Source organism: Natrinema sp. 1APR25-10V2, from assembly GCF_031626495.1.
Lineage (GTDB): Archaea > Halobacteriota > Halobacteria > Halobacteriales > Natrialbaceae > Natrinema.
This window is the reverse complement of the sequence record NZ_JAMQOJ010000001.1, coordinates 412,177-438,629: the sequence shown is the minus strand read 5'-3', so window position 1 is coordinate 438,629 and position 26,453 is coordinate 412,177. Positions and strand designations below refer to the sequence as shown.

Annotated in this window: 28 protein-coding genes; 12 read left to right on the top strand and 16 right to left on the bottom strand. The window is 64.4% G+C overall.

Features of this window, described 5'->3' with window-relative positions; translation table 11 throughout:
• Positions 1-29: 29 nt before the first annotated feature.
• The gene (locus NDO75_RS02330) at positions 30-482 is read left to right on the top strand and encodes a pyridoxamine 5'-phosphate oxidase family protein (RefSeq protein WP_310904493.1); all 453 of its coding nucleotides are present in this window, start codon (positions 30-32) and stop codon (positions 480-482) included.
• A 52-nt stretch (positions 483-534) separates the two neighbouring features.
• Here the strand turns inward: NDO75_RS02330 and NDO75_RS02325 are convergent, their stop codons facing one another.
• A complete protein-coding gene (locus tag NDO75_RS02325) occupies positions 535-687 on the bottom strand; it encodes an FmdB family zinc ribbon protein (RefSeq protein ID WP_310904492.1) in 153 nt (50 codons plus the stop codon).
• A 153-nt stretch (positions 688-840) separates the two neighbouring features.
• The gene (locus NDO75_RS02320) at positions 841-1,500 is read right to left on the bottom strand and encodes a helix-turn-helix domain-containing protein (protein WP_310904491.1); all 660 of its coding nucleotides are present in this window, start codon (positions 1,498-1,500) and stop codon (positions 841-843) included.
• Positions 1,501-1,719: 219 nt separating this feature from the next.
• Between NDO75_RS02320 and NDO75_RS02315 the strand changes: the two genes are divergently transcribed.
• Positions 1,720-2,121 (top strand): helix-turn-helix domain-containing protein, encoded by a 402-nt coding sequence (locus tag NDO75_RS02315; RefSeq protein WP_310904490.1) that lies wholly within the window; start codon positions 1,720-1,722, stop codon positions 2,119-2,121.
• Between the two features lie 287 nt (positions 2,122-2,408).
• Here NDO75_RS02315 and NDO75_RS02310 read toward each other — a convergent pair whose 3' ends face one another.
• The 3 genes from NDO75_RS02310 to NDO75_RS02300 form a co-directional block, all read right to left on the bottom strand.
• The gene (locus NDO75_RS02310; RefSeq protein WP_310904489.1) at positions 2,409-3,002 is read right to left on the bottom strand and encodes a YIP1 family protein; all 594 of its coding nucleotides are present in this window, start codon (positions 3,000-3,002) and stop codon (positions 2,409-2,411) included.
• A 109-nt stretch (positions 3,003-3,111) separates the two neighbouring features.
• Entirely contained in the window at positions 3,112-5,037 is a 1,926-nt protein-coding gene (locus NDO75_RS02305; RefSeq protein WP_310904488.1) for an aldehyde ferredoxin oxidoreductase family protein, read from the bottom strand.
• A 206-nt stretch (positions 5,038-5,243) separates the two neighbouring features.
• Complete coding sequence (locus tag NDO75_RS02300; protein WP_310904487.1) at positions 5,244-6,446, bottom strand: FAD-dependent monooxygenase; 1,203 nt, start codon at positions 6,444-6,446, stop codon at positions 5,244-5,246.
• 84 nt (positions 6,447-6,530) lie between these two features.
• Here NDO75_RS02300 and NDO75_RS02295 point away from each other — a divergent pair, with 84 nt between their 5' ends.
• The gene (locus NDO75_RS02295) at positions 6,531-7,193 is read left to right on the top strand and encodes a helix-turn-helix domain-containing protein (RefSeq protein WP_310904486.1); all 663 of its coding nucleotides are present in this window, start codon (positions 6,531-6,533) and stop codon (positions 7,191-7,193) included.
• 38 nt (positions 7,194-7,231) lie between these two features.
• On the opposite strand, the gene NDO75_RS02290 is transcribed toward NDO75_RS02295, so the two are convergent.
• Positions 7,232-7,420 (bottom strand): DUF1328 family protein, encoded by a 189-nt coding sequence (locus NDO75_RS02290; RefSeq protein ID WP_310904485.1) that lies wholly within the window; start codon positions 7,418-7,420, stop codon positions 7,232-7,234.
• A 111-nt stretch (positions 7,421-7,531) separates the two neighbouring features.
• Complete coding sequence (locus NDO75_RS02285) at positions 7,532-9,421, bottom strand: bacterio-opsin activator domain-containing protein (RefSeq protein WP_310904484.1); 1,890 nt, start codon at positions 9,419-9,421, stop codon at positions 7,532-7,534.
• Between the two features lie 107 nt (positions 9,422-9,528).
• Here NDO75_RS02285 and NDO75_RS02280 point away from each other — a divergent pair, with 107 nt between their 5' ends.
• Together NDO75_RS02280 and NDO75_RS02275 are read left to right on the top strand one after the other, a co-directional pair.
• Positions 9,529-9,720 carry an HVO_0649 family zinc finger protein gene (locus NDO75_RS02280; protein WP_310904483.1) on the top strand — a complete coding sequence of 64 codons (192 nt, stop codon included), beginning with the start codon at positions 9,529-9,531 and terminating at the stop codon, positions 9,718-9,720.
• Positions 9,721-9,996: 276 nt separating this feature from the next.
• On the top strand, positions 9,997-11,145 hold the full coding sequence (locus tag NDO75_RS02275; protein WP_310904482.1) for a hypothetical protein: 1,149 nt from the start codon (positions 9,997-9,999) through the stop codon (positions 11,143-11,145).
• 48 nt (positions 11,146-11,193) lie between these two features.
• On the opposite strand, the gene NDO75_RS02270 is transcribed toward NDO75_RS02275, so the two are convergent.
• Positions 11,194-11,757: an NUDIX hydrolase gene (locus tag NDO75_RS02270; protein ID WP_310904481.1), complete on the bottom strand. Its 564-nt coding sequence runs from the start codon at positions 11,755-11,757 to the stop codon at positions 11,194-11,196.
• 187 nt (positions 11,758-11,944) lie between these two features.
• Between NDO75_RS02270 and NDO75_RS02265 the strand changes: the two genes are divergently transcribed.
• Positions 11,945-12,220 carry a PadR family transcriptional regulator gene (locus NDO75_RS02265; protein WP_090622019.1) on the top strand — a complete coding sequence of 92 codons (276 nt, stop codon included), beginning with the start codon at positions 11,945-11,947 and terminating at the stop codon, positions 12,218-12,220.
• Between the two features lie 98 nt (positions 12,221-12,318).
• Here NDO75_RS02265 and NDO75_RS02260 read toward each other — a convergent pair whose 3' ends face one another.
• The 3 genes from NDO75_RS02260 to NDO75_RS02250 form a co-directional block, all read right to left on the bottom strand.
• Entirely contained in the window at positions 12,319-12,549 is a 231-nt protein-coding gene (locus tag NDO75_RS02260) for a hypothetical protein (RefSeq protein WP_310904480.1), read from the bottom strand.
• Between the two features lie 239 nt (positions 12,550-12,788).
• The gene (locus NDO75_RS02255) at positions 12,789-13,517 is read right to left on the bottom strand and encodes a hypothetical protein (protein WP_310904479.1); all 729 of its coding nucleotides are present in this window, start codon (positions 13,515-13,517) and stop codon (positions 12,789-12,791) included.
• A 72-nt stretch (positions 13,518-13,589) separates the two neighbouring features.
• The gene (locus tag NDO75_RS02250) at positions 13,590-13,877 is read right to left on the bottom strand and encodes a hypothetical protein (RefSeq protein WP_310904478.1); all 288 of its coding nucleotides are present in this window, start codon (positions 13,875-13,877) and stop codon (positions 13,590-13,592) included.
• Positions 13,878-14,059: 182 nt separating this feature from the next.
• Here NDO75_RS02250 and NDO75_RS02245 point away from each other — a divergent pair, with 182 nt between their 5' ends.
• Positions 14,060-14,449, top strand: coding sequence for a PPOX class F420-dependent oxidoreductase (locus tag NDO75_RS02245; RefSeq protein ID WP_310904477.1), 390 nt, complete (start codon positions 14,060-14,062; stop codon positions 14,447-14,449).
• 121 nt (positions 14,450-14,570) lie between these two features.
• Positions 14,571-16,151 (top strand): acetolactate synthase large subunit, encoded by a 1,581-nt coding sequence (locus NDO75_RS02240; RefSeq protein WP_310904476.1) that lies wholly within the window; start codon positions 14,571-14,573, stop codon positions 16,149-16,151.
• Between the two features lie 19 nt (positions 16,152-16,170).
• Here the strand turns inward: NDO75_RS02240 and NDO75_RS02235 are convergent, their stop codons facing one another.
• The gene (locus NDO75_RS02235; protein ID WP_345784885.1) at positions 16,171-17,580 is read right to left on the bottom strand and encodes an APC family permease; all 1,410 of its coding nucleotides are present in this window, start codon (positions 17,578-17,580) and stop codon (positions 16,171-16,173) included.
• Between the two features lie 299 nt (positions 17,581-17,879).
• Here NDO75_RS02235 and NDO75_RS02230 point away from each other — a divergent pair, with 299 nt between their 5' ends.
• From NDO75_RS02230 to NDO75_RS02220, 3 genes are all read left to right on the top strand, one after another.
• A complete protein-coding gene (locus NDO75_RS02230; RefSeq protein WP_310904474.1) occupies positions 17,880-19,247 on the top strand; it encodes an aspartate aminotransferase family protein in 1,368 nt (455 codons plus the stop codon).
• 95 nt (positions 19,248-19,342) lie between these two features.
• Positions 19,343-19,828, top strand: coding sequence for an Lrp/AsnC family transcriptional regulator (locus NDO75_RS02225; RefSeq protein ID WP_310904473.1), 486 nt, complete (start codon positions 19,343-19,345; stop codon positions 19,826-19,828).
• Between the two features lie 220 nt (positions 19,829-20,048).
• Entirely contained in the window at positions 20,049-20,597 is a 549-nt protein-coding gene (locus NDO75_RS02220; RefSeq protein ID WP_310905161.1) for a hypothetical protein, read from the top strand.
• A gap of 1,836 nt (positions 20,598-22,433) precedes the next feature.
• Here NDO75_RS02220 and NDO75_RS02215 read toward each other — a convergent pair.
• Both NDO75_RS02215 and NDO75_RS02210 read right to left on the bottom strand, forming a co-directional pair.
• On the bottom strand, positions 22,434-22,865 hold the full coding sequence (locus tag NDO75_RS02215) for a Zn-ribbon domain-containing OB-fold protein (RefSeq protein WP_310904472.1): 432 nt from the start codon (positions 22,863-22,865) through the stop codon (positions 22,434-22,436).
• Complete coding sequence (locus tag NDO75_RS02210; protein ID WP_310904471.1) at positions 22,862-24,031, bottom strand: beta-ketoacyl synthase N-terminal-like domain-containing protein; 1,170 nt, start codon at positions 24,029-24,031, stop codon at positions 22,862-22,864. Before NDO75_RS02210 ends, NDO75_RS02215 begins: the two co-directional genes overlap by 4 nt.
• Before the next feature lie 244 nt (positions 24,032-24,275).
• On the opposite strand from NDO75_RS02210, the gene NDO75_RS02205 reads away from it, so the two are divergent.
• Positions 24,276-24,701, top strand: coding sequence for a DMT family transporter (locus tag NDO75_RS02205; RefSeq protein WP_310904470.1), 426 nt, complete (start codon positions 24,276-24,278; stop codon positions 24,699-24,701).
• A gap of 821 nt (positions 24,702-25,522) precedes the next feature.
• On the opposite strand, the gene NDO75_RS02200 is transcribed toward NDO75_RS02205, so the two are convergent.
• Both NDO75_RS02200 and NDO75_RS02195 read right to left on the bottom strand, forming a co-directional pair.
• On the bottom strand, positions 25,523-26,065 hold the full coding sequence (locus NDO75_RS02200; protein WP_310904469.1) for a hypothetical protein: 543 nt from the start codon (positions 26,063-26,065) through the stop codon (positions 25,523-25,525).
• Positions 26,058-26,297 carry a hypothetical protein gene (locus NDO75_RS02195; RefSeq protein ID WP_310904468.1) on the bottom strand — a complete coding sequence of 80 codons (240 nt, stop codon included), beginning with the start codon at positions 26,295-26,297 and terminating at the stop codon, positions 26,058-26,060. Before NDO75_RS02195 ends, NDO75_RS02200 begins: the two co-directional genes overlap by 8 nt.
• Positions 26,298-26,453: the final 156 nt, after the last annotated feature.

The window sequence follows — 26,453 nt, the reverse complement described above, 5'->3', positions numbered from 1 at the left end:
CGTTTCACCTTTGGCAAACCACTGAGACGATGGCTATCGACCAGGAAACCGAGATGACCGACGCGGAGATCGACGACTTCCTCCGTCGTCACGAGACGGGGGTGTTGTCGCTCGCGCGGACGGACGAGCCATACGCGATCCCGATTTCGTACGGCTACGACGACGGCGACCGGGAATTCTACATGCGGCTGGTATCGACACCCAACAGCGAGAAACGCCAGTTCCTCGAATCGACGCCCGCGGCGCGGCTCGTCGTCTACGACGAGACCGGCTCGTCGTACCGAAGCATCATCGCGACGGGCGAACTCGAGAGCATCGAACCCGCGGAGCTAACCCCGGAGGAGATCGCCCAGTACGGCGATGCGAAGCGGCCGCTGTTCGAAATCTGGGCGCAGGGGAAGAAATCACTCGACATCGAACTCTACCGACTCGTGCCCGAGACGCTCAACGGTCGGCGGACGGAAGTCAACCGCGAAGAGTAGCGAGCGGCCAACCGGCGCGGCGAGAGAACGTGATTGAGGACGGCGCGAGCGCTCAACTCTCAGTCTGTTGTTCCGGAACGAAAGCCGACGGCGTCACCGATGCTCCACAGACCGGACAGCCGTGGGTAAGCGTGGCCTCGCGCATCGATTCGTTGACCTCGATCTCCTGCCCGCACTCCGGGCACGTGAATTCGTATCTACTCATGACGGTGGCGGTGACGGCGTGAACCCTCGATCGTATACGTTATAGCTCGGCGGCCAGTATATATATCGTTGCGGTTCACTGCCGTCACCCTGTAGGTCCCGATACGTTCTTACGGCTCGAGTCAGCCGTCGGTCGCCGGCCCCTGGCTGGCGATCACTCATGATCGAGAATCGCGTCCAGAAGCTTGGTCTGTGCCGCGGCGAGGTGCTCGGTGAACGTCGTCCCGGTGATGTCGAGTTCGTCGGCGACCTCGCCGGCGTTGGCTCGCTTGGGGTGCTCGAAGTAGCCCATCCGGTGGGCGGTCTCGAGGACCTCCGTCTGGCGGTCGGTCAGCGTGCTCCGGTCGACGAAGACGAGGTTGCGCTCGTCGTGGTCCTGCTGGGACTGCAACAGTCGCTGCACGTCGAGGTTCGCGTAATTTTCCCGCAGTTCGCCGATAACGGCCTGCAGTCCCCGCATATCGGGCGCGTGGAAGGTCATATACAGCGCAGCGCCCTTCGCGCGAACGTCTACGACCGGACAGTCGTGTCGCTCGACGGACTCGCAGGGACAGCCACAGCCGAGGGTGCGTTCGAACCGGTAGACCGAACTCGAGCCGTACGAGAAGATCGGCGAGAGGTCGGCGTCGACGTCGAACTCGTCGGGGTAGGAGTCGGCCTCGAGGATGAACTCCTCGGTCACGCGCTCGGGTTCGGCGGGGTTGGTACACTTCGAAACGGAGTGCGTTCGGCCGTCCGTCTCGGCAGCGGCCTGCGTCACGACGCAGTCGGGCGGATCGTCGATCTTTACCTCCGCACGGATCCCGGAAGCCATTACTGGCAGGTGTCGGGCCGGCACCCTAAACCCTGCGCCGCGGCAAGCAACCGAGCCGACGACTAACGGGTGGTAACACGTGTCGAACGCGTGCGGTGCGCAAGCGACGAACGGCCGCGAGAGCGGCACGAGCGGGGAATTCCGTGAGCATATATAAAGCACCCCGATTTAGTGGGCGTCAATTGGAGGGGGCAGGGTTGGTAGTAGAAGGTGTAACAGATGTCCGCTACGAACCCCGACGCACGCGAGACCCGGAAGCGAGGATGGCAACGCGAAGACCCCGTCGACCCCCAGGCCGTCCTGGCCGCGCTGGACGACGATGCCTGCCGGTCCATTCTCGAGGCGACGAGCGAGGAGTCGCTGACGGCGACGGAACTCTCCGAGCGGTGTGACATTCCGATGTCGACCGCCTACCGCAAGGTCGAGATGCTGACCGAGGCCGAACTGGTCGAAGAGCAGGTCCGGATCAACACCTCGGGCAAGCACGCGACCGAGTACCGCAAGAACTTCGACGACGTGCTCGTCTCCGTTGCCGGCGGGGGACTCGAGATCGAGATGACGAAACCCGACGCCGAATCGGAGTCCGGGTTCGGCTCGAGCGCCGCGGTCGCCGATGACTGAATCCGCGGCCCGTTTCGGCAACCGTCGTCTCTCCTGAGGTCCTCGAGCCCGTAGTGGATCTTTCTCGAGGCCGACGCAGTCGGTCGCTGGCGTTCCTTTGCCTTCTACTATCGGATACCCGACCGTTGGCGATGCGAGTTCCTGGCAGCGGTATCGCCGCGCGGAGCGGACCAGCAGCAGCCGACTCGGGTGCGAAGTGAGCCCTCGATCGAGCGACGATACACGACCAGTACAGCGGCAGGACTCAGCGTAATGTGGTCTAAAATCGATGTCGGACGGGATGTTATTCAGACGACTAACTCGAGTGCGAGCATCGCCGGTTGTGTCGCTGGTTCCCCCATGTCGAGGACGAACGCGGCGATCACGGCAGCGATGACGACGGTCGCGGGAACGAAAATCAATAGCGGAGCGAGGATCGCGGCGATCGCGGCCTTTCCGGTGGAGATGTCGTGGAACGCTGCCAGCCCCTTGATCTGGAGGTAGAGGCCGTAGAACCCGAGCAGAAGGTTAACGAGCGGAATCCACCACAGGCCGTTCCGAACGACGATCGGGAACGCGTACGCATCGAACGTCTTCGCTAACCCGCGCGCGCCGAACAGATACAGGACGACATGTGCGAGCGACGCCTCGACGAGTCCCAGGACCCAGTATAGGACGGCGAGGCCCAGTGTGATCGCGAGGCCGACGGCTATCTGACTCGGTTCCGTGATGTTCGCCAGCACGAATAGCACTCCGAGCGGCAGCATGACGGCGAGGTACGAGACCAGCATGAACGCGATGGAGTAGCCGATCCCGTTCGTTTCGTTGTACTTTTCGAATAACTCCCCCGGGGAACGAATCATGTATCCGTTGACCCCTTTCCACTGTTGTGCGAACCCCATACACGCACAAGTTAAATAACGATATAAGTATTTATCGGCGACCAGTTCGGCGTAAAACCACCGTCGGAAAAACAGTAAGAAGTGACGGACGGCTCGAGGGCGACCGCGATCAGTCGTCGCTCGAGACAGCCGCGCCGCCTTCGCCGCTGATGCCCGTGCCGGGGCCGACCTCGATCCCCAGTTCGTCGAGTTTCTCGTCGGGGACGACGCCGTCGACCCAGCCGCGGTAGTCGTAGTACTCTTCTTTCATCTCCTCGAGTTCGCAGTACTCGCCCTCGCTGGCTCCCTGGCCGCGGATGCCGTCCTCGAGGAAGCGCGCGGGTAACGAGTCGTCCGCGCCCTCGAAGCCGTTCAGGTTGTTGTAGTAGCGCTCGAGGTTGTAGACGCGCTCGCCGGCCTCCAGGAGCTCCTCCTCGGTCACGTCGCGGCCGGTCATGCCGTTGTACTGGGTGACGTACTCCTCGATGCCCTCCGCGAAGGCGTTGAACTTGCAGATGTCGAAGGAGTCGCTGATGGCGTGGAGGTCCTGGAACTGGGCGGTGAGTTCGCCCTTCCCCTCGTACTCGTAGGGGTCGACCTTCTCCGGAATTCCCAGGATCTCCGCGGCGGGGGTGTAACCCCGCAGGTGGCAGGCCCCGCGGTTCGAGGTGGCGTAGCCGATGCCCATCCCCTTCATGCAGCGCGGGTCGTAGGCCGCGATCGTCTGGCCCTTGACGGCCAGCGAGTTCTCCTTGGCGTCCTTGCGCTCGGCGACGCGGCGCGGCCCCTCGGCCAGCAGGTCACCGAGGTCGTCCTCGCGGTGGGCGATTCGCTCGATCAGGTCGATCATCGTTTCGGTGTCGCCCCAGTCGAGTTCGCCTTCGGCCTCGAGTTTGTCCTCCTCGGACATCTCCATGGCCATCGCCATCATGTTGCCCGTGTCGATGGTGTCGACGCCCATGTCGTTACAGCGGTCGATCATGAGCGCGACGGCGTCGCGGTCGGTGTGTCCGGAGTTCGGGCCGAGCGCGTAGGCCGACTCGTACTCGTAGGACTCCGTGCGGACGTTCATCTCCTCGCCCTTGTGCATCGCCGTCACCTCGACTTCCTTCTTGCAGGCGACGGGACAGGAGTGGCAGGTCGGCTCGTCGACGAGGATGTTCTCGCGGACGTTCTCGCCGGAGACGCGCTCGGCGTCGATGTCGACGCCCTCGGCCTCGCGCATGGCTTTGGTCGAGGTGTAGCGACCGTTCTTCGTCGGGAGGCCGTCCATCTCCTCGCCGATGTTCATGAGCACGTTCGTCCCGTACATCGAGAGGCCGCCCTCGTTGGGCGCGGTGACCTCCGACTCCTGGATGGCCTGCATCGCCTGCTGGTGGCCCTCCATGAACGTCTCCTTGTCCGCGGGCTTGGGCATCTTCGTGTTCGACTTGACGACGACCGCCTTGAGGTTCTTCGACCCCATCACACAGCCGGTGCCGCCCCGGCCCGAGGCGCGGTCGTCCTCGTTCATGATGCAGGCGTACTTGACCCCGTTCTCACCGCCGGGGCCGATCCCCATGATGCTCAGGTTCTTGCCGTAGGAGCCTTCGACCTCCTCCTCGATCGTCTCGCGCGTCTCGTGGAAGCCGTTCCCCCAGAGGTGGGAGGCGTCTCGGAGTTCGACCTCGCCGTCCTCGACGACGGCGTAGACGGGCTCGTCGGCCTCACCCTCGAACAGCAGGCCGTCGAAGCCGGCCCACTTGAGCCGGGCACCCGACCAGCCGCCGTGGTGGCTGTCGGTGACGGTGCCGGTCAGTGGCGACTTCGTACAGACGGCGATCCGGCCGCTCATCGTTACCTGCGTGCCCGACAGCGGCCCGTTCATGAACGCGAGCAGGTTGTCGGGTCCGAGCGGATCGACGTCCGGCCCCTGGTCAAACACGTACTTTACACCCAGCCCCCGCGCACCGATATACTTCTTCGCGTCCTCGTCGTCAATCGGCTCGTAGGCGACCTCGCCGTCCGAGAGATCGATGCGGGCGACCCTGTCTTGGAATCCGCCGAGTTCGGTCATGGTAAGTGCTCTCCCTTATCTACGACGCCCAGCATGTTATGAGTTCACAACCGGACGTAACCGAATCCGGTTAGAGCATCGCGAGGAGGTGTTCGCGGCTCGACGGCAGGTTCGAGGCGACGAATACGAGAGCGAGACTGTCTCGAGACGGTGCAAATACTGCGACACCGTAACCGATCTCGCGCGAGCCGACTTCGAAGGACGGCTCAGTCGCCCGTTCCGCGGCGGGCGACGGGGGACTCCGGCAGCGAAGTGCCGGCGATCCGATTCCGGCGAGCCCGGCGCAACACCGCGTCTGGACAGTAGTTGAACGCGAGGTTCCGTACTCGACAACCGACAGTCGAGCGCATCGTCCCGAGCGTACCCAGGCGGTGTGATTCGGAGCGAATCCGCTCGGCTCTCGGCTTCCGCTCGGCGACGTACGCGTCGATGGCCGCGGACGGCTCCTCACGGCCGGCGATCGAGTGGGCCAGCGCGAGCGCGTCTTCGATCGCCTGGGCCGCCCCCTGTCCGGCGAACGGATACATGCCGTGGGCCGCGTCGCCGGCGAGGACGACCGAACCCTGAGACCATCGCTCGAGCGGCGGCACGTCCTCCAGAGCGGTGACGACGACGTCGGCCGGTTCGAGCGAGTCGACGACGGTCGGAATCGGCTCGGGGTAGTCGGCGAGCCGATCCCGAAGTGCCGACAGCCGCTCCGGGGTAGCGGTCGCGGTCTCCGCCTGCCGTCCGGCCGCCGTCGCGAACCAGTAGAACCTGTCGTCGCCGATCGGCGCGCCGCCAGCGTACGTTCCGTCGCCCCACACCTCGAATCCCAGCGCGCGGTGTCCCGCCGGCAGGTCGATCTCGGCGATCGCCCGGTAGGCGACGCTGTCGAGCGTTCGCAACTCGACATCCGGCGCGATCGCGTCGCGGACGGTCGAGCGGATGCCGTCCGCGCCGACGACCACGTCCGGTCGAACGCGGGTGCCGTCGTCGAACCGGACGGTCGGCGTTTCCGCGGCGTCCACCGCCTCGCACGCCATCCCTGTTTCGACCGTGGTGTCCAACTCGTCGAGCAGGATCCGCTGGAGGTCGGCGCGGTAGATCGCGACCGCCCCGTAGCCGAACTCGGACCGTTCGACGCCGTTCAGGTCGAACCGCGACAGGACCCGTCCACCGGGCGAACGGAGCTGCACGTCCTCGAGCGGCCGCCCGGCCGCCCGGACGCGGTCGGCGACGCCGAGCCGGTCGAAGACGAGGAGCGCGTTCGCCTGCAGGAGGATGCCGGCACCGACGGGCCGGTAGTCGGACGCCGCCTCGTAGACGGTCGGTTCGAAGCCGCGTTGCTCGAGCGCGATCGCCGTCGTCAGGCCGCAGATACCGCCGCCGACGACGGCGATATCGAGCGGCTCTCGCGTGTGGCTCATATCTCTTCGTTCGAGCGCGGCGGCGAAGCGCGGACTGCAGCGCATGCATTGTCTTTTAAGTCGGCGCGGCGGCGATGCTCGAGTATGCGCTATCTCACCGTTCTCGCTCGCCCCTCCGAGAGCGGTGCGTTCCACCCGGTCGGGGAGGCGCTCTCGGCGGAGCCCTCGATCGGTCGGGAGGCAATCCATCAGGTCGAACTGCTCGCCGACGGGACGGTGCTGTTGCTCGCGGAGGGGAGCGGCGACCGCGACCGGTACGAGGAGATTATGCGAGATTCGCCGCACGTGGTCGACCACATGGTCTCCGGCGAGCGGACGGGACGGTGGATGGCGGTGAGTCAGTTCGAGCCGACGGCTCCGATGCGGCGGATCCTCGAGCTCGAGCGCGACTCGGATATCGTCATCGAGATGCCGATCCGCATCGCCGACGACGGCTCGCTTCGAATCACGCATCTCGGAAGCGAGTCGTCCCTTCGGACGCTGTTCCGCGAGGTGGTGTCGGAGCTCCCGCTCACATTCGAGGTCGTCAAAACTGGGGCGTACGAGCCCGACGAGGAGGCGTTTACGCGACTGCTGACGGCCCGCCAGCGGGAGGTACTCGAGGCCGCGGTCGAGGTCGGCTACTACGGCGCGCCGCGGCGGGCGACCCACGAGGACGTGGCTGCCGCCGTCGGGATCGCACCGGTGACCGCGGGCGAACACCTCCGCAAGATCGAAGAGCGAATGTTCGGTGCGCTGGTCCGCTGATCGCGGCGGCCAGCGGCCGTCCGTTCGCGAGGTCGCGGCTACAGCAGTAACGCGACCACCGCGAGGATGATGAAGATCAGGACGAAGATCCGCGCGATCTCCATCGAAACCCCGGCGACGCCGCGAGCGCCGACTGCGGCGGCGACGATCGCGAGGACGAAAAAGATGATCGCCCAGTACAGGAACCCACCGCCACCCATCTGAAGCGGAGTTGCGAATTCGAGCATAGCAATCGGTCCCACGAGCGGCCACATAAACGCCGGCGACCGTCCGAGATCGTTTTCGCCGCTAAGTGGGGGCTACAGGTCTCGAGCCGTGACAGTCACCGAAACGCGGCGCTACGCGTCCCCGAAGAACGCACGACAGAGCTTCGCCTCGGCCGTCCGCAGGTGTTCGTGGAACGTCGGCCGCGAGACGCCCATCGATTGGGCGAGTTCTTCGCCGGTCGTCGGCCGGGGCCACTCGAAGTAGCCGCCGAGGTACGCCCGCTGTAACGCGCCGAACTGGCGGTCGGTCAGCGCCTCCTCGAGTCGGGCGGCGAACTCCTCGCGCGTCTCGCCGTCGCGTTCGCGCTGCTGGAAGGAGACGACGTCGGTTCCCTCGTAGCGGTCCTCGACGGCCTCGACGATCGAGCGGACGTTCGCCGATCGGGGGATCTCGAGGGTGACGCGGGCCCGACCGTCCTCGCTCTCGATCGCTCGCGTGCGGGCCCCGCGCTCGGAGAGCCAGCCGACGAGGTCCGTCGGACTGGTCAGTTCGACCAGACACTCGTCGTCGCGGTCGACGACGACGCGGCAGTCCACGTCGGAGAGCTCGGCCGCGGCCGCGGCGATCTCGTCGGCGTTCGCGCCGGTCACGGTAAAGAGCGACGCCGTCTCGTCGTCCGTGCGGTGGACCGACCGGCGGTACTCGAGCCGGCAGTCGGCGTCGGCGGAGAGGGCGACGGGCGCGAGGGCGGGATCGGTCAACTCGAGTTCGACGGCGACGACGGCGTCGGTGGTGAGCACGCGGCTGGTCTCGCGGGCGTTGATCCCGCTGGCGACCGCGCGGGCGAGCGCGGAGAGGATGACGGCCTCGCGGTCGTCGACCTCACGGTCCCGGTCCGTCCGGACCGTCAGGACGCCGTACTCGATGTCGTTGTACGACAGCGGGAACGCGGCGCGCGTCGTCCCGTCGACGGTGTCGACCGCGAGTTCGCCCGTCTCGAGCGTCTCGGCGGCGGGGTGGTCGGCGTCGGTCGCGATGCTGTTCGTCTCGGGGTCGGCCCCCGCGCTCGAGCGCACGCCGATCGTCCCGGTCGCGGGGTTCCGTTCGCCGATCCAGGCCCCGTCGTAGCCGGTCTCACCGGCGATCCGATTGCAGACTTCGGCTTCGAGCTCCGAGCGGTCGGTCGAACCGGCGACGACGGCGGTGACGTCCTGAATCAGTCCCTCGACGCGGTCGAGGATGTACTCGAGTTCCTCGGTCCGCTCCTCGAGCGCGAGTTCGGCTTCCTTGCGCGCGGTGATGTCGTTCTGGAAGCCGACGTAGTTGGTGACGCGGCCGTCCCCGTCGCGAACCGGGGCGATCGTTACCTCGTTCCAGAACTCGGTGCCGTCCTTGCGGTAGTTCTTCAGTTCGACGGTGACGGGTCGGTCCGCGTCGATCGCCGCCGCCATCTCGGCGATGGCGTCCTCGTCGGAATCTTCGCCCTGCAGGAACCGACAGTTGCGTCCGACGACCTCGTCGAACGTGTAGCCGGTCACCTCCTCGTAGGCGTCGTTGACGTAGACCAGCGGATTGTCGTCCATGTCGGGGTCGGAGATGGTGATCCCGACCGGGGCCTCCTCGAGTGCGCGGTCTTTCACCAGCAGATCGCTCGTTCCGGTCGATGAGCCGCCGCTCTCCTCGGTGTCGTTCCAGCTGTGGCCGAACGTGATCGTCGCACCGTCTGCGCCGCGATGGATGCGCGCGCTATCGAAATCGTCCGCATCGAGATCGACTCGGCGGGCGGTGCCGACCGTCGTCTCGTCGATCACCGTAACGAGTCGGCTCCAGTACGTCCCGAGTGCGGTCGCCGCGTCGCGGTCGACCTCGCCGAGTTCGAAGGCGTCTCGGGCGGCCGCGTTCGCATACGTAATCGTTCCGTCGGCGACCGCGACGACTGGATCGACGACGGACTCGAGCGCATGCGCCGCCGCCGCAGGGTCACCGACGTCGCCACCGCGCTCCGCGTCGACATCGTTCATAGGTATCCCTACGGTGGGATGACTAAGAACGGTTGGGATCCGAAGACGGTTCACACGGCGGACGAGAGGGCTAGTGTGTTATGTATTAGCATACCGTAGCAACTCGTATGTCGGTCTACCGTTCACCGTTCGAGCGACTCCGAGAGAAGTTCGACGAGTCGGAGCTGCGCTGTCCGGCGTGTGGCTACGTCGACACCGAGGGCGGCTGGCGCGTCACGACCTCCGGCGGACGCGTCCAGTACCAGTTCGTCTGTCCGTCCTGCGAGGCGATCGAAACCAGGGAACTCCGCCTCGAGTAGCCCGTCGTCGGGCCGTCGTCCCGACGCTCGAGCCGAGAGGAGCCGTTTCACCGCGACAATCGGATGTTTCGGGACGGACGTGCGGGTAAGTGATCGCTGGCCAGCGAGGGAATCGCCGGACGGTGGAACGACATCGCTGCGGAATCGGAGCCGAACGGCGGGACTGGGACGCCTCCTGCGTGGGTCGGCGGTGTCGATCACAACAGTCGTTTTCGATGCAGTAATTCCGTAACAGTCGTCCCGTTTTAGCCTGAAATCCGCCGTCTAACAGTTCGTATGGTTTCACGACCGCGGACGATCGGTGTCGCGTTCGTCGCGCTGCTGGTTGCGTTCTCGGGGGGTCCCGCCCTCGTCGGTGGAACGACAACCACAGCCGCGGACGGCGACGCCGGAGACATGGGCGACACAGGTGCAACGCTGAAGAACGTACAGGTCGGCACGCTTCAACTCGACAACGTCACGATCCAGAACGCGACGATCGAGGAACTCACCGTCCAGCAACTGGACATCGCTGCCGAACAGGAGGTCCAGCAGCAACTGAACGAGACGGCGAACGAGTCGGAGACTAACCAGACCGCCGGAAACGCGACCAACCAGACCGCGGAGAACGCGTCCCAGGAAGTCGTCATCTCGAACATCTCGTTCGAGTCACTGGTGCTTCAGGACGTGTCCCTCGACCAACTCGGGAACGAGACCGGGAACATGTCCGAGAACATGACCGGGAACATGTCCGAGAACATGACCGGGAACATGTCCGAGAACATGACCGGGAACATGTCTGAGAACATGTCCGAAAACGCGTCGATGGGCGGTCTCGAGCAGGTCGTCGATCCGGACGCGAACAGCGTGATGGTGGAGAACATGACGATCGAATCGATGAACGCGGATCAGCTGTCGATCCAGGACCTCAGCGTCCAGGAGAGCGGTGGCGGCGGTATCCTTCAGGGTATCTCCGACTTCGTCGGCGGCCTGTTCGGCGGTGGCGGCGACGGTGGCGACGGACAAGAGGGGAACGCCACAGCGGAAGGCGAAGCCGACCAGACGATCGACTCGCTGACCGTCGAACAGTTCAACGTCAGCGAGATCACGGTCGATTCCATGACCATCCAGACCCTCGAGCAGCAGGATGGCGGAAACCAGACGGACAACGCGACCAACGCCACTGGGAACGAGACGAACGCGACCGCTGACAACGCGACCGGCGACAACGAGACGAATATGACCGCCGGTAACGAGACGGCGACCGGTGAGACGATCTCGTCGATCGACGCCGAATCGATGACGATCGGCGACGCCGCCGCCGACACGGTCACCTTCGCCGAATCGCAGGGCCTGCAGGCGGCGCTCCAGGAGCAGATGGGCGATATGAACGAAACTGCGGGCGGCGCGAACGAAACGGGCAACCAGACGAACGAGACCGGCTAACAACCGGTCCGGCCGAACGTCGAACCGCTCGGTTCGACGCGTCGCGATTTATTCTGTACTCCCCGCACCGTTGAACAGCCGATAGTACGAGACAGCGAGCACCGTCCGGCCGTCCCGAATCTCGCCGTCGGCCACCGCCTCGATCAGCGCCTCGAGCGAGCGGGTCGTCGGGCGAATGCTCTCGTTATGATCGAGGCGCTGGTCGGCGGTCGGCCGACAGCCCTCGGCGACGAAGAAGTGCATGAGGCTGTCGGCGATTCCGTTCGCCGGCTCGACGGTCACCAGCGGTTCGAACTCGTCGCCCTCGTAGCCGGTCTCTTCGGCGAGCTCCCGGCGCGCCGCGGCCTCGAGGTCGTCGTCCTCGGGTTCGACGCCGCCGACGGGGAGCCCGTGGCTGACCCGGGAGACGGCCTGCCGCCACTCCTCGATGCAGACGACGTCGCCGTCGGGGGTGAACGGCAGGACGCAGACGCTCGCGGGTTCGGAGAGGTAATCGAAGTCGGTTTCAGTCCCGTCGGGGAGGCGAACGGATTCGTTAACGACGTCGAACCCCGGACAGGAGTAGGCTACTCGGCGATCGTGGGTTTCCCATTCGAGTGGATCGGTCGGCATAGCGGCCGCTACGGCGGTGATCGTCAAAAGCGCCGCGTCACGTCGGCGAGCCGAGTGCGAAGGGGTCGCTGCCGACTGCGTGGGGCCACGGGCGGTCCTACGCGGTGCGTTCCGCACCACCGGCGAGCCGTACCAGCTCTATAACAAAGCCACAGAGCGGTGAACGTCGTCACTCAGAGGGTGATCCATGGACCAGCTAACTGGCTTCCAGCGTGACCTGTTGTACGTGATCGCAGGCAAAGACCGACCGTCCGGGCAGGAGATTCTCGACGACATCAACAGCTACATCGATCAGCCGGTCACCCACGGCCGGCTGTATCCGAACCTCGACACGCTCGTCGAGAAAGAACTCGTTGAAAAGGGAGAGCTCGACCGCCGGACGAACTACTACGCGCTGACGCCGAAAGGTCGACGCGCGCTGCAGCGCCGCCAGGAGTGGGTCGACCAGTACGTCGACGTCTGACTCCCGGCATCGTCCTCTCTCACAGCAAGCAGACGGTGAGCGCCTCGCTTCGCGTCGGCTGCGATAACGGCTGGTCCGATCGGAGGGGTGAGCCGTCCTCAGCGGGCGCCGTCGAGATCGACGACCGTCTCGAGGTCCGCGGAGAGCCAGGCGTTCAGTTTCTCGCCGGTCGTGGCGTCGTGGGGAACGAGCGTACAGCGGTCGTTGCCGGATTCGTACCGGACGACGACGGCGTCGAACAGTACTCCGTTCGCGATCTCGGCCTCGTCGGTGTCAACCGCGTACTCGTGGGCAGTTCCCTCGTCGGTCCTGTCGGCAGAGCCATCCATGGTAGTCCAGGCGAGCGTCGTCGCCACCGTCCCGTAGGGCAGGAGTGTACAAAACGGCTACTAGTTCGCATATAGAGCGGTCGGGTGCGCTCGGTATCGGTTCCGCTCGAGCGGAGCCAGCGGCGGCGAGCGGAGCGACGGCAGCCAGCGTCGGAACGGGAGCCGCCGTATGGCGACCGTACTGAGAGAAACGATACCGTACACGGTCGTCGACTACGCTACGTCGCCCAGGTGCGGCGCTACCGGCCGTCGAAACTGACTCGCTCGAGGTCCGCCTCGAGGTCGTCGACGTGGTCGTTGAAGTCGTCGACGAACGCCGGTACGTCGTCGGCCAGCCGGCGGACTTCCGGGGCCGGCGGCGGGCCGTACTGCGAGAGGAGATAGATGCCGTCGGAACCGCCGACGCGGAGGTAGGAGGCGACGTCGCCGTCCCACTTCAGCTCCCAGCGAGAGCCCGAGACCGTCGTCGCGTAGGTGCCGTAGTCGCCGTCGTACCGGTGGAGTTGGGCCGCCATCGCGTTGCCGACCTCGCGGATGCGTTCGACGATCCGGTCGCGTTCGGCGACCAGTTCCGCCGTCGATTCGACGGTCGGGAACTCGTCGGGCACGTCCTCGAGTATCCCGTCGAACGAGCGGACGTACTCGTTGTACGCGGCGACGAACGCGCCGTAATCGTCCATCGCCGTTTCGAGCGGTTCCGGTTCGGGCGGCTGTTTGCTCGAGACGACGTACGTCTCCGACCCCGATTTCGGATCGAATCGCAGATACTGGACGTCGCCGGCCTCGTACTTGAGCGTCCAACTGCCGCCGTCGGTGTCGAACGTCTCCTGCCCATAGTCGCCGCCCTGCAGCACCGCGAGTTCCCGCGCGATCTCGCCGGCGTGGGCGCGCACCCGTGCCGCGAGGTCGTTGCGCCGCTCGGCGATCTCGTCGGTTCCCTCTACGTCGGCCTCGAGTCCGTCGGTCATCACTCGAGGGAGGAGCCGAAGCCCGGTAACGGTTACGCCGGTTCGGCGAGCGCGGCGTCGTCGGGACGACGGTTAGCCGGTTTCGTTCGTCGCGTTGGTTTCGTTGGTCATGTTCCCGGTCTCGTTGGTCATGTTCCCAGTCTCGTTCGTCTCGTTCCCGGTCATGTTCCCGGTTTCGTTTTCCGTTTCGTTCTCCATGGCCTGTCCGTTGCCGGTTCCCTCCTCGGCCTCGGTCTCGTTGTCGCCGGTGTCGTTCTCTTCGCCTCCCGGGCCGCCACAGCCGGCGACGAGGGCGGTAGACGCCGCGATGCCTGTGAGTCTCAGTACTCGCCGACGGGTTGCTCGTTGCTGGTCGGACATCTACTGATGGGGACGCAATCGATCTTCATAAGCCGTTAGCCGTCATTTGCGTGGTCAGTGGCCCTCCGTGACATGTGCAAGCATCTCTAGTCACGAACGGCAAGTCCCGTCGGTTTCGGAGACCGTTCGCTCGCTATCACTGTAGGCAGTACAGCCAAACCCGGGGCCGATGAACGACACCCATGGCCTCGATTCCCGAGGATTTTCACGACCTGTTCGAGAAGGAAACGTTCGCCCACGTCGCGACGCTGACCGAGGAGGGGCTGCCCCACGTCACGCCGGTCTGGATCGACTACGACGCGGACGACGACCGGCTGTTGGTCAACACCGAGCGCCACCGCCAGAAAGCGCGGAACGCGGAGCACAACCCCGGCGTCGGCGTCAGCATGGTCGATCCCGACGACCCGTACCGACACCTCTCGGTGATCGGTGAAATCGACGAGATCACCACCGAGGGCGCTCGAGAACACATCGACGAACTCGCCCGGCGATACATGGACGTCGACGAGTATCCGAATCCGATCGAATCCGAGCGAGTCGTGTTGCGGATTCGGCCAGATCGGGTCCTCTGAACCGGCGGCCGACAGTGAGTCAGCCGGCGTCACGACCGACGACACCGACGCCGCTGTCCGACCGCGTCGCGGACCCCTGAAAGGTGGACGATTAATGGCGGGCGGTGTGGACGGAGCGACTATGCAAACGGCAGCCGAGCTGCTCGTCAGCTGTCTCGAGTCCGAGGGCGTCGACCGCGTCTTCGGGGTGCCGGGCGAGGAAATCGAGGACCTCCTGTTCTCGCTGCGTGACTCGCCGATCCGGTTCGTCCCGACGCGCCACGAGCAGGGGGCGGCGTTCATGGCCGACGTGCACGGTCGACTGACCGGCGAGGCCGGCGTCTGCTGTTCGACGCTCGGCCCCGGCGCGACGAACCTCATGACCGGCGTCGCCGACGCCCAACTCGACAAGAGCCCCGTCGTCGCGATCACCGGCCAGGGCGGCCGCGAGCGCCTGCACAAGGAGAGCCACCAGGCGCTTGACGTGGTCGATATCTTCGACCCGATCGTCGCGTGGAACACGCAGATCGCCGAGCCCGAGATCGTTCCCGAGTCGGTCCGGAAGGCGTTCAAACTCGCCGAGTACGAGAAGCCGGGCGCGACCCACCTCGAGTTTCCCGAGGACGTGGCCGCCGAATCGGTCGAGGCCGACCCGATCGAGGGCCGCGATCCGGTGCGTCGGCCCGACCCCGACGACGAGTCTGCCGAGCGCGCCGTAGCGCTGATCGAAGCCGCCGAGCGCCCGATCATCCTCGCGGGAAACGGTGCGGTACGGACCCGCACATCGGAATCCATCCGGGCCATCGTCGACCGCGTCGGCATCCCCGTCGTCGAGACGTACATGGGTAAGGGCGCGATTTCGGACCGCGAACCGGCGTCGCTGATGACGCTCGATTCGGGGCCAGCGGGCGAGGCCGCGCGGGCGATCGAGCGTGCCGACTGCGTCGTCGCGGTCGGCTACGACATCGCCGAGCACGACCCCGAGGGGTGGAACCCCGACCTCGAAAAGACCATCGTCCACGTCGACTACGAACCCGCCGAAGTGTACCGCCACTACAACCCCGACGTGGAGATCGTCGCGGACGTCGGCGCGGCGCTGGGCGCGATCGACGACCGCCTCGAGTCCGGGGCGTGCTCGGTGTGGTGTGGCGACCTCCACGATCGGCTGCTCGAGGCGGTGACGGCGCCACCGGCCGACGACGATCCGGTGACGGTGCGCAACGCCCTGCCGCTGTTGCGCGAGGCCATGGCCGATTCGGACGTGCTCGTCTCGGACGTGGGCAGCCACAAGATGGCGATCTCCCAGTCGTTCCCGGCCTACGACCCCAACACGTGCGTCATCTCGAACGGGCTGGCGAGTATGGGGATCGCCGTCCCGGGCGCGCTCGCGGCCGATCTCGCGGTCGACGCGAACGTGGTCGCGGGCACCGGCGACGGCGGCTTCCTGATGAACGCCGCGGAACTCGAGACCGCGAGCCGACTCGACTGTGGCTTCACGACCGTCGTGTTCAACGACGACGACTACGGCCTGATCTCCGAGAAACAGGACGAACACCGCGGCGAACACACCGGCACCGAACTGACGAATCCCGACCTGGTGACGTTCGCCGAAAGCTTCGGACTCGAGGCCTACCGCCCCGAGACGTGGGACGCGGTCGAGGCGGCGTTCGCAGAGGCCGTCCCGTCCGACGAGCTGTCGTTGATCGAGATCCGACTCGACTGAGCGAGGCGTTCTCGAACCGTTACTCTCCCTCGACGCTGTGAGCCTCGACCTGTGCGGTGTCGCCGGCGAGACGGGACTGCGAGACGAGGCCGATACCGAGGACGACCCACAGGAAGACGATCCCCCACTCGAAGGGCCACTGGAGCGCGGAGGGAGCACCGGGCAGGTACATCGCGGTGAAGCCGAGCGTGAGTCCGAGTCCGAGGACGCCGACCGCTTTCCCGGCCGGAATCTTCAGCGGCCGGTCCATCTCGGGTTCGCGGACGCGCAACACGAGGAAGGAGACGACGACCATCACCCACGCGAGGACGATACCGAAGCTGCCCGCGTTGACGATCCAGATGAGCATCTGTTCGCCGAAGAGGGGTGCGAGCGCCGACAGCCCGCCGATGAGCGCGAGCGCTCGAGACGGCGTGTCGGTCTCCGAGTCGACGGTCGCCAGCGTCGCCGGCAGCATGCCGGACTCGGCCAGCGCGTAGATGGCGCGGCTGCCGCCGAGCAGGAACGCGTTCCAACTGGTGAGGATGCCGGCGATGCCGGCCAGCGCCATGATCTTCCCGATCAGGGCACTGCTGAACAGCGCCTCCATCGCGGCGGCCGCAGGCAGCGGGCTCTCGACGAGGGCGGAGCCTGGGAGTGCCTGCCCGGAAGCCCAGATGACGAGAATGTAGAAGAGCGCGGCGACGGAGACGGAGACGACGATCAGCAGACCGAGCAGTCGTTCGGAAACGTCGGCCTCCCCGGCGGCCTGCGGGATGACGTCGAATCCGACGAACATGAACGGCGTCATGATCGCGACGGTGAGCACGCCGGCCATTCCGGAGCCGGCGAAGGGCGGCGTCGACGTCGAGTGGCCGTTCGCGACCGCACCAATAGCGAGGGTGAGCCCCGCTAACGCGATGACCAGCGTCAGGATCGTCTGGAACTGCGCCGCGGGACGGACGCCCCTGTAGTTCAGGTACGTCATGACGATGGCGCCGACCCCGCCGACGAGTACCCACGTGCCGTAGACGGTCTGGCCGGCGATCGACCAGAGCGGGATCGCGTTGAACCCCGGCACGACGTACGCCAGCGCCGACGGAAACGCGACGACCTCGAAAACGACGACGCCGACGTATCCCAAGATCAGCGACCAGGTACAGATGAACGAGCCGATCGGGCCGAGCGCGCGCATGCTGTAGACGTGTTCGCCGCCGACGAACGGCATCGCCGAGGCGAGTTCGCCGTAGATAAGTCCCACGACGGCGACCATGAACGCGCCGAGGACAAACGCCAGCATGGTGCCGGTGACGCCGCTCTGGTCGATCCAGTAGCCGGACTGGATGATCCAGCCCCAGCCGACCATTGCCCCGAACGCGAGCACGAATATGTCACGCGTTGTCAGAACGCGTGAGAACTTTCCTTCGGTTTGCGTGTCAACCATATGCATGCGATCCGGGTAGAGATATATATGTCTTACTGAGTCCGATTGTATCATTATTTTTCGGACAGAGTTCGACACTCTATCGACTGCCGCGCAGGTGAGTGGACGCGTCCGTGATCCGTTGCAAGCGAGGAGAACCAATCCCTGTGCCGCAACTCGGCCAAGCGCTCGAGCCCCCGCCCAGGCCGACCGATGGCCGACGGACCGAGCCGGTTAGCCGAGCAGAAGACGGACCACCTCGGAAAATAAAACATATTATCGGATACAGTCCAAAGTTTTAGTACTGAGTAGAACTGTGTTCCGCTATGGCCGTAGAGCAGCGGTTCGACGACCTCCACTTCACACAACAGCCAGAGATCGAGACGTCGATTCCCGGCCCGAAGTCGAAACGACTCCTCGAGCGCCAGCGCAACGTCGACAGCAGCGCGGTCGCGTATCCGAAAGTCGTCCCCATCGCGATCGAGGAAGCGAAGGGTGCGACGGTCCGGGACGTCGACGGCAACACGTTCCTCGATTTCTTCGCCGGGATCGGCGTCCTGAACGTCGGGCACTCGAACCCGTACGTGATGGAGGCGGTGCAGGAACAGACCGAGAAAGTCGCACACACCATCGACTTCCCGACCGAAGCGCGGCTGGACCTGATCGAGGCGTTGAACGACATCGCGCCGGGCGGGCTCCCCGACAACAACCGCGTCGTCTTCGGCGGGCCGACCGGCAGCGACGCCATCGAGGCGACGATCAAGCTCGCCAAGCACAACACCGGCGGCGACGGCCTCATCGCCTTCCGGGGGGCCTACCACGGCGGCAGCGCGGGCGCACTCAGCCTCACGGCGGGCAACAAATACAAGGAAAACTACACGCCCATGCTCCCGAACGTCCGCCACGTTCCGTATCCGTACGCGCAGGCCCAGGGCGTCGACCCCGAGGAAGCCGCCGATCGAGCGCTGGCGAACGTCCGAGAACTGCTCGAGGATCCCTACAGCGGACTGGCGAACCCGGCCGGGATCTGGGTCGAGCCGATCCAGGGGGAGGGCGGCATCGTCACGCCGCCGGAGGGCTTTCTCCCCGGCCTCGAGGAGCTCGCGGACGAAAACGACATCCCCCTCATCGTCGACGAGATTCAGACCGGCTTCGGTCGGACTGGCGAGTGGTTCGCGAGCGACTGGGAGGGCGTCACCCCGGACGCGATGCCGATGGCCAAGGCGATCGGCGGTATCGGGCTGCCGCTGTCGGCGACGATGTACCACGAGGACCTCGACACCTGGGAGGCCGGCGGCCACGTCGGCACCTACCGCGGCAACGCCCCGGCGATGGTCGGCGGCCTCCGCGCGATCGAGTACATCCGGGACAACGACCTGCTCGCCCACGCTCGAGACCTCGGCGAGTACATCCGCGATCGCCTGCGCGAGTCGGCCGGCGGCAACGACCGCCTCGTCGACGTGCGCGGACGCGGGCTATTCGTCGGTGCGGAGTTCGCCGACGGCGAGGATGAAACGGGCAAGGAACTCGTCAAAGCGGTTCAGGAGGAGTGTTACGAGCGCGGCGTCCTCGTCTGGTCGGCCGGCCGCCGGGGTAACGTCCTCCGGCTGATTCCGCCGCTGGTTCTCACTCGAGAGCAGGCGACCGTCGGAATGGATATTATCTGCGACGCGATCGAACAGCGCGCGCCCTGACCGGCCCCCGCCGAGCCGCGGCCGACCGGACGGAATTCTAACCAGTATTCATTTATACGTCTCCGACACCATTGAACGGTATCCAGAACTCGCCTATGGACGAGAAAGACATTCGGATTCTGACCGCCATCGCCAGAGACGGCACAGCGAGTCCGGACGAGATCGAGGACGCGACGGGCATCCCGAAATCGACGGTCCACTACCGACTCAACCAACTCCGCGAGGCCGGCGTCATCGAAAACGATCTGTACGACATCGATCTCGAGAAGGTCGGACTCTCGATCACGCTCATCTCGGAGATCTGGGCGGAGTTCGGAGAGGGATACCACGACACCGTCGGCGAGAAACTCGCCGCCGTCGAGGGGGTCAACCAGGTGTACTTCACGATGGGCGACACCGACTTCGTCGTGATCGCCCACCTGGCCAACCGCGAGATGGTCGAGACGCTCGTCGAGGATTACGAGGCGATCGACGAGATCGAGCGGACCTCCTCGAAGTTCGTCATCACGACGGTCAAAGACGAGCAGAACCCGCTCAACGACTTCGACGTGGAAACGCTCGTTACGGCGCTGGCCGACTAGCGGCGACGAGCCGTCGACATATGGCAGATTTCGTACCAGTAGCGTCGCCAGCGAGTTCGTTCCATCGCGCGAGATCATCAGGGCAAACTGACTGAATCAGCAGGTACCGATTGAGCGGGCGGAAATCTTAACCTGGCATGCAAGAGACGGGTGTTCGGTTATTCCGCTCGAGTACAAAGCGGAATTGATGACACGAGACGAGCAGGTTTCCCGACGGCGAATGCTCAAGCTGACAGGTGTCGCGACGTCAACGGCGTTCGTCGCCGGTTGCGGTGGTGGTGGTGGCAACGGCAATGGAAACGGCGGCGGCGGTAACGGTGGTGGCGGTGGCGGCAGCGGCTACGAGGTCGAGCCCGGAACCCAGATCGACTTCAGCGGCCAGACCAGTTACTGGGAAGGCCTCGCACCGTCCTCGATCGAGGGCGAGCAGAACCCGACGCTGATCCTCCAGAGCGGCGAGACCTACGAGATCGGCTGGTCGGAAGGCGACGGCGCCGCACACAACATGGAACTGCGCGACTCGAACGGCGAGGTCGTCGACGAGTACACGACCGGCGATCCCGTCTCGGATCCCCAGGATCAGTTCTTCGAGTTCGAGGCGACCGACGAGATCGCCGTCTACCGGTGCCAGCCCCACCCGAGCATGGAAGGCGAGATCCAGATTCAGGGTGGCGGCGGTGGCGGCGGCAACGAAACCGGCAACGAGACGGGTAACGAAACCGGGAACATGAGTGGCAACGAGAGCGGTGGCAACAACACGACCGGGTAATCCGTCTCGATCGGATCGGCCCTGAACGCTTCGCTCGGCTGTCGACGCGGCTGAGTCTGTTTTCGGTGCGAGTTCCTCTCCCCGACCGCGAGACGCAGTCACGGCTGCTGGAACGGGAACTCGTTCGATCCGGAGAGCTACCGACACGGGCGTCGTCCACAACGTCGGATCGCGCCGATCGGCGAAAACGGTGAGGCGGGAAAACGGCGGGCCGGGGGAGTATGATGGCAGAGACAGTGATGACGTCGGTCTCTCGATGAACCCCGGCACCGGGACGTACGGCGTCGGCCGGCATAATGCTGGCACTTACAAGCACAAGGTCGCCGTACTGAACGGACGGCGAACCGAGCCGACAGCCGTGTCCGCGCGGCGCGGCTCTCGTCTCCGTACAGGCGCGGATGGCCACTCTCGAGTGAGCGTGTCGGAGTTACCGAACGTCGTGTCGCAGGCGTCCGCGAGACGCTCGGCGCGCTGGATCAGCAGTGCGTATCCGGCACCCGTGAGCGGGTATCGTAGTCACTGAAAATCACTGCATACCCGATCGCACAGCTGTCGTTCGATCGGTGTGGAAATCGATTTAGTTGGTACTATAGTACCGAATGCGGATGAGTCGTGTGCAGATTCGGAAACTGGATTCCGGCGACGTTCGACTCGAGGCAGTCGAAACGATGCTGCACGATCTCCTATCCACCTGGAGGGAAGCTGAACGCCGTAATAATGACATGTACGAACAGAACACATTCTGTAAGTCCGTCTCAGATACGTCGGGGCAAACGCCCCTCTGGGTGACGGCTCAGAATTCGTAGTGAGCGATCTCCGCCGATTCACAGGTGAAACACTGGTCAACGTCTGTCGCGAACTTTTGGCCACAGTTACGGCATTCGTACAGCGACGTGTTGCTGGTTCCCCTCTTCCCGCGATCCTTATTCCGCAATTGTTTAAGCTTACTCATCATCCAACCCCAATTGTAGCGTTTGGTGCCGAGCAGGTATCAGTATTTTCTACGACCATGCCGAATCTACCACTCTATGATCCGTCTCCTCTAAGCGATACTTCTCCCACCTGTACCTATCGCTCGGCCATCGCCTCCTCTCTTCCCGACTTCCTTGCGACATGACACCTATTGGCTAGCGGCGTAGATAGCCTTTCCCTTGTTACAAATTGACCGATTAGGACGAATTCAGGCAGAAAGAATGGATGATGAATACATCCTCTAGGCCGTGTTTAGACGCGGAAACAATCGGCTCTCACGCGTTGTTCTCTACACACGAAACTGGACCGTGAGGTGGTCACTACCGTATTCTGGTTAGACCAGGGAACTTCTGACTCGTCCATTCAGGGGCGTCTAAACAAGGCCCATCCTCTATATTCAGCACTCGATTCCTACCGGGATTTGTATAGGTTAGTTCGGGCGTGCTGAACAGAGGACGCGAATCGGTCACCAGCGGGTTGTCTCAAATGAGTCTGTTGGATCGACCGATCGATACAGTACGCGTAATCAGCAACATCGCTCGGCGTATCGGGAACCTCAATCGGTGACACCACCCCCAGGACGATTGACTCAGTCTTGCTCCAGCGCACCACGCTGGGTCGGCGACTCGTATACACGCGAGGGCAACGTGATCGTTACCCGTATCCCGATCGGCTCGTTCTTGGCCACCGTCAGCGACCCGTCCATCTGTGACGCCGCCCAGCGTACGGGCGATGAGCGTCTAGGTTCAGAGCCGTCTACACCGGTTGAGCACGATATCGTGAATAAAGCCAGCTTGAGAAACCAGCGGATCGTTGAGTTACTTGGTCAGCCACCGACATCCGGCGTGGAGCCGGGCCTGACCCTCACCGCGGCTCGAAGACGTGGACCGGCCAGTCGGTCTCGTAGTCGAGCGCGACCTCCCGCTCTGCGGCCGTCGGCTCGTGCACCGTGAGTTCGACCGAATCACCGATGGCGACGTCGGCGTAGTCGGCGGCCACGCGCCCAAGGAGGCGGCCACCGTCCGCGAGTTCCACGACGGCGACCGTGTAGGGCGCGTCCGCCGCGAACGCCGGCGGCGGCGTGTGGACCTCCGTGTACGAGAAGACCTGGCCCTCGCGCGACTGCGGTTCGACGTCGACGGCGCGACTGCCGCAGGCGTAGCAGGCTGGCCGCGGCGGCAACAGTACCTGTCCACAGTCCGCACAGACCCCGCCCAGGAGTTTGCCGTCCGCGAGGGCATCGAAGAAGCCCGGAAGTGTCCGCGGGTCGGTCGCATCGAGGTCACCGTCAGTCATGGTGCCTCCGCCGTCGTGAGCACGTGGCCGACGGTGACGGCGTCCGCGACGCCCCCTTCGTTGAGCAACAAGGCCGTCTCGGCCCCCTCGACCGCGCGGTCGCCTGCGGCCCCCGTGAGCTGTTCGTAGGCTTCGAGCGCCTGCAAGAGCCCGGTCGCGCCGATGGGGTGGCCGCGGGCCTTCAGTCCGCCGCTCGGACTCAACTGCACGTCCGTCCAGCCGTCTGCCCGCTCCGCTGGCGTCTGGTAGCTCTGATAGCCCGTTCCCGCGGGGGCAAAGCCGGCAGCTTCCGCGAGCAGCGCCTCGCAGACGGTGAAGGCGTCGTGGACTTCCGCGATATCGACGGCCGCGGCGTCGATGCCCGCTTCCTCGTAGGCCGTCTCGGCGGCGATGCGAGCGCCCGCGATGTCGGTCATGTCCCGCTCGGCGACCGCGATGTTGTTCGCGGAGGCCCCGCTTCCCGCGACGCGCACCCGCGGTTGGTCGAGGTCGGCCGCCAGCTCGGCGGTCGTCACGAGGACGGCCGCGGCGCCGTCCCCGACCGGCGCACAGTCGTAGAGCTTCAGCGGCGGGGCGATGGGGGCAGATTCCAGGACCGTCGCCACGTCGATCTCCTTCGGAAACTGCGCCCGGGGGTTTCGAGCGGCGTTGGCGTGGTTCTTCACTGCGATCTCGGCAAGGTCGTGTTCCGTGGCGTCCGTCTCGTGGAGGTAGCGCTTGGCGAGCAGTGCGTATTGGCTGGGCGCGGTGATGCCGGAGCGCTGCTCGATAGCACGGTCGAACGCCGCCGACAGCGCGTCCGTCGCGCCGCTGGTGCCCGCGGAAGTCATTTTCTCGACGCCGCACGCGAGCACAGCCTCGTGTTCTCCGTTGCGGACGTCCTTGACCGCGTGGCGCAACGCGAGCGCGCCTGCGGCGGCACACCCCTCAACCCGCTCGGCGGGGACGTGACGGAGGCCGGCCCACTCGGCCAAAAGCGTCCCGTACATGATCTGGTGTTCGTAGCTCTCCGACTGATTGCCGACGTACACCGCCTCGACGAGGTCGGCAGGGTCGGGCAGTTCGTCGAACGCCTCCGCGAGGGCGACCGAGAACAGGTCGCGGCCCGGGAGGTCCGTGCGGCCGAGCGGCGAGGCGCCGACCGACGCGATGACTGGTTCTGGCATGCGTACCTACCACGTCCTCAACGAGCTTGTTACCTGTTCGCATTCTCCCACTGGCTGAGCTATCGAATCATAGAACTGATTAAATATCGTTTCAAATGATGTTGAAATCAGCAACCGGTGATAAGTTTCAACGGAGGTGCTGAACATAGAGCGCGAGTCGGTCACTAGCAGTTGTTCCCTCTGCCTCGATCAGAACTGCTACAAACAGCGTCTTTTACCGTCACAGGGGCGAAGGTACGCACCGATGGGAGTCCCTGAGGTAGATTCGGCTGTGGTATTCGGATCGCTGACGATGGTTTCGTGGGGAATCTGGATCGTCCTTGGGAACGCTGCCTCGAAGTCCATCGACCCGAAGACGGCTGCCGCGATATCGTATCTCGTCGCAGCCCTCCTTGCAGTCGGGTTTGTTATCGTGTCAGGTGCCTCGCTGGCCATCACGCCACGAGGCGGGGCGATCGCTGGCGTGGCTGGATTGTTCGCCGGAATCGGCTTCGTCTCGATGTACATCGGTCTCTCACGTGGCTCAACGACGGTCGTATCGACTCTCGGTGCCATGTATTTCGTCGTCGCAGCGTTCATCGGGATAGCCGTGCTTGGAGACGAAATCACCACGACGAGAGTCGCAGGACTCCTGCTCGCGGGTGTCGCTGTCATCCTCGTAGCTCAATAAACGAGTCGCTCACGCTACCTATCCGACCAATAGCTGGTTCACCTCGTCACGGCCGACCGACACGCCCCGCCATACTGCATACATCCTCTGAGCCTTGTTTAGACGCTCCCGAAGGAACCGGTTAGTAGTTACGACGGGTAAACAGAACCAGTTCGTGAGCGTCTCTCGACTCGGTTTGTTGTTTGGATAACAGCCGTAGAGGACGATCTGCACCGCGTCTAAACAAGGCCCATCCTCTGTATTCAGCACACAACTCTTATCAAGCGTTGAGGGTTTCAACAGAGTCATCCGTAGCCAATCGCCATAGGGGCACACGTCGACGAAATCCGATTTCCAATTTTGCACATCGATCTCGAGTCGAGATGTGTAAGATCGACCTCGAGCCGGGCCGTTCATCGTGACGAACAAGGCTTTCATCACCTTCGATTGGCCACTCTTTATATGTGCTCGAGGTTCGAGTCACCGGAAATCCTAGAACGTCGAGGGGGTTGTGCAAATCACGATGCGAATCAAGGAAACCGAGGCTCGAGAGCGGAAGTGGAAGTACCTGAAAGAAGCCACCGGTGAGAGTACCGTTTCGGGCGCGCTCGACGCGGACACCGGAGTGCCCAGCCACCGGACTCGCCAGCTCGGCCTCGAGGTCACGACCGTGGCGATCAGCGTCGCCGCTGGCCTTCGGACTCTCGAGTTCCGACGCTCGAGAGCTCATAGCGGCCCCTCCCACGCGTCGCGAACCGCGCGCGTACAGTCCGGACAGAGTCGCCAAAGCACGTCGACACGGTCACCGCAGCGCTCGCACTCGTCAGACTCGACGAGGCGGTTCATAGAGAACCACCGCTTTCACGCTCAGAACCTATCGATTGATTCTCGCTATCGGCGGAATCGGACTTCGAACCATTGGAGATGGCCAATAGTTTCTTCGTCCTCGCATCTCTTGTCTCAGGCGAAGAATGAGAATGACGCCGCCGAGAAGAACCGTAGAAGGACAGGCAGAAGCGGTCGTCATTGAATATCTCGAGCGAGATCTGGTCCCGAGTCCGATTCGTGATGACGTTACTACGTATCTCGAGAACGACGAACCCTTGCAGGCCCTGGGAGAAATACTCGATACTCGTCGAACTTCTCCTGAAACACGATTGTGAGAAATCGCTGTTGCAGCAAAATCGTTCTTCAGTAAATAGCCCGTAGAGGCTGTGGCAGTACCGAATTGATTTTCTTGAGAACTGCTCACCGTCAGCTTGAGCTTCCCGCTCCTCAAACGCCTGCCGAACGTCCGCGTCGGTCGCTTGATGGGCCGGATGGGCGATGGGCGTCCGGCTCTCGACATCGTACAGCCGACTCGCCGGAACGAACTCGTCACGCATCGGCCTCACCGCCGTGGCGGCCGAGCGACGTTTCCGGATCTGGGATCGCCACGTCGACGCCAACTGCAGAGCCACGGCTCAGTCGCGCGTAGGTATCGCAACCACCACAGCGGTGGGCGCGATCGTCGTCGTCACGGAAGATGCGACGGAATCGGTCAGTGACGTAATCATCACAGTGCCGACAGGTCGAGTTGTCGACCGACGGCCACGGGGTGACCGTCACGCTGACCACCCCGTAGAGCGGCCGCTAAGTGTAAGGAAAGGTGAAAAGGTATATGTATCCAGTGGGCCGGCGCAGATTACACCGGCGCTACCGTAAGAGCGGTTTCGCGGTTCTCGCGGTCGCTTCGCGACCGCTGCGCTTCCACCAGTTGGGCCACCGCGGCCG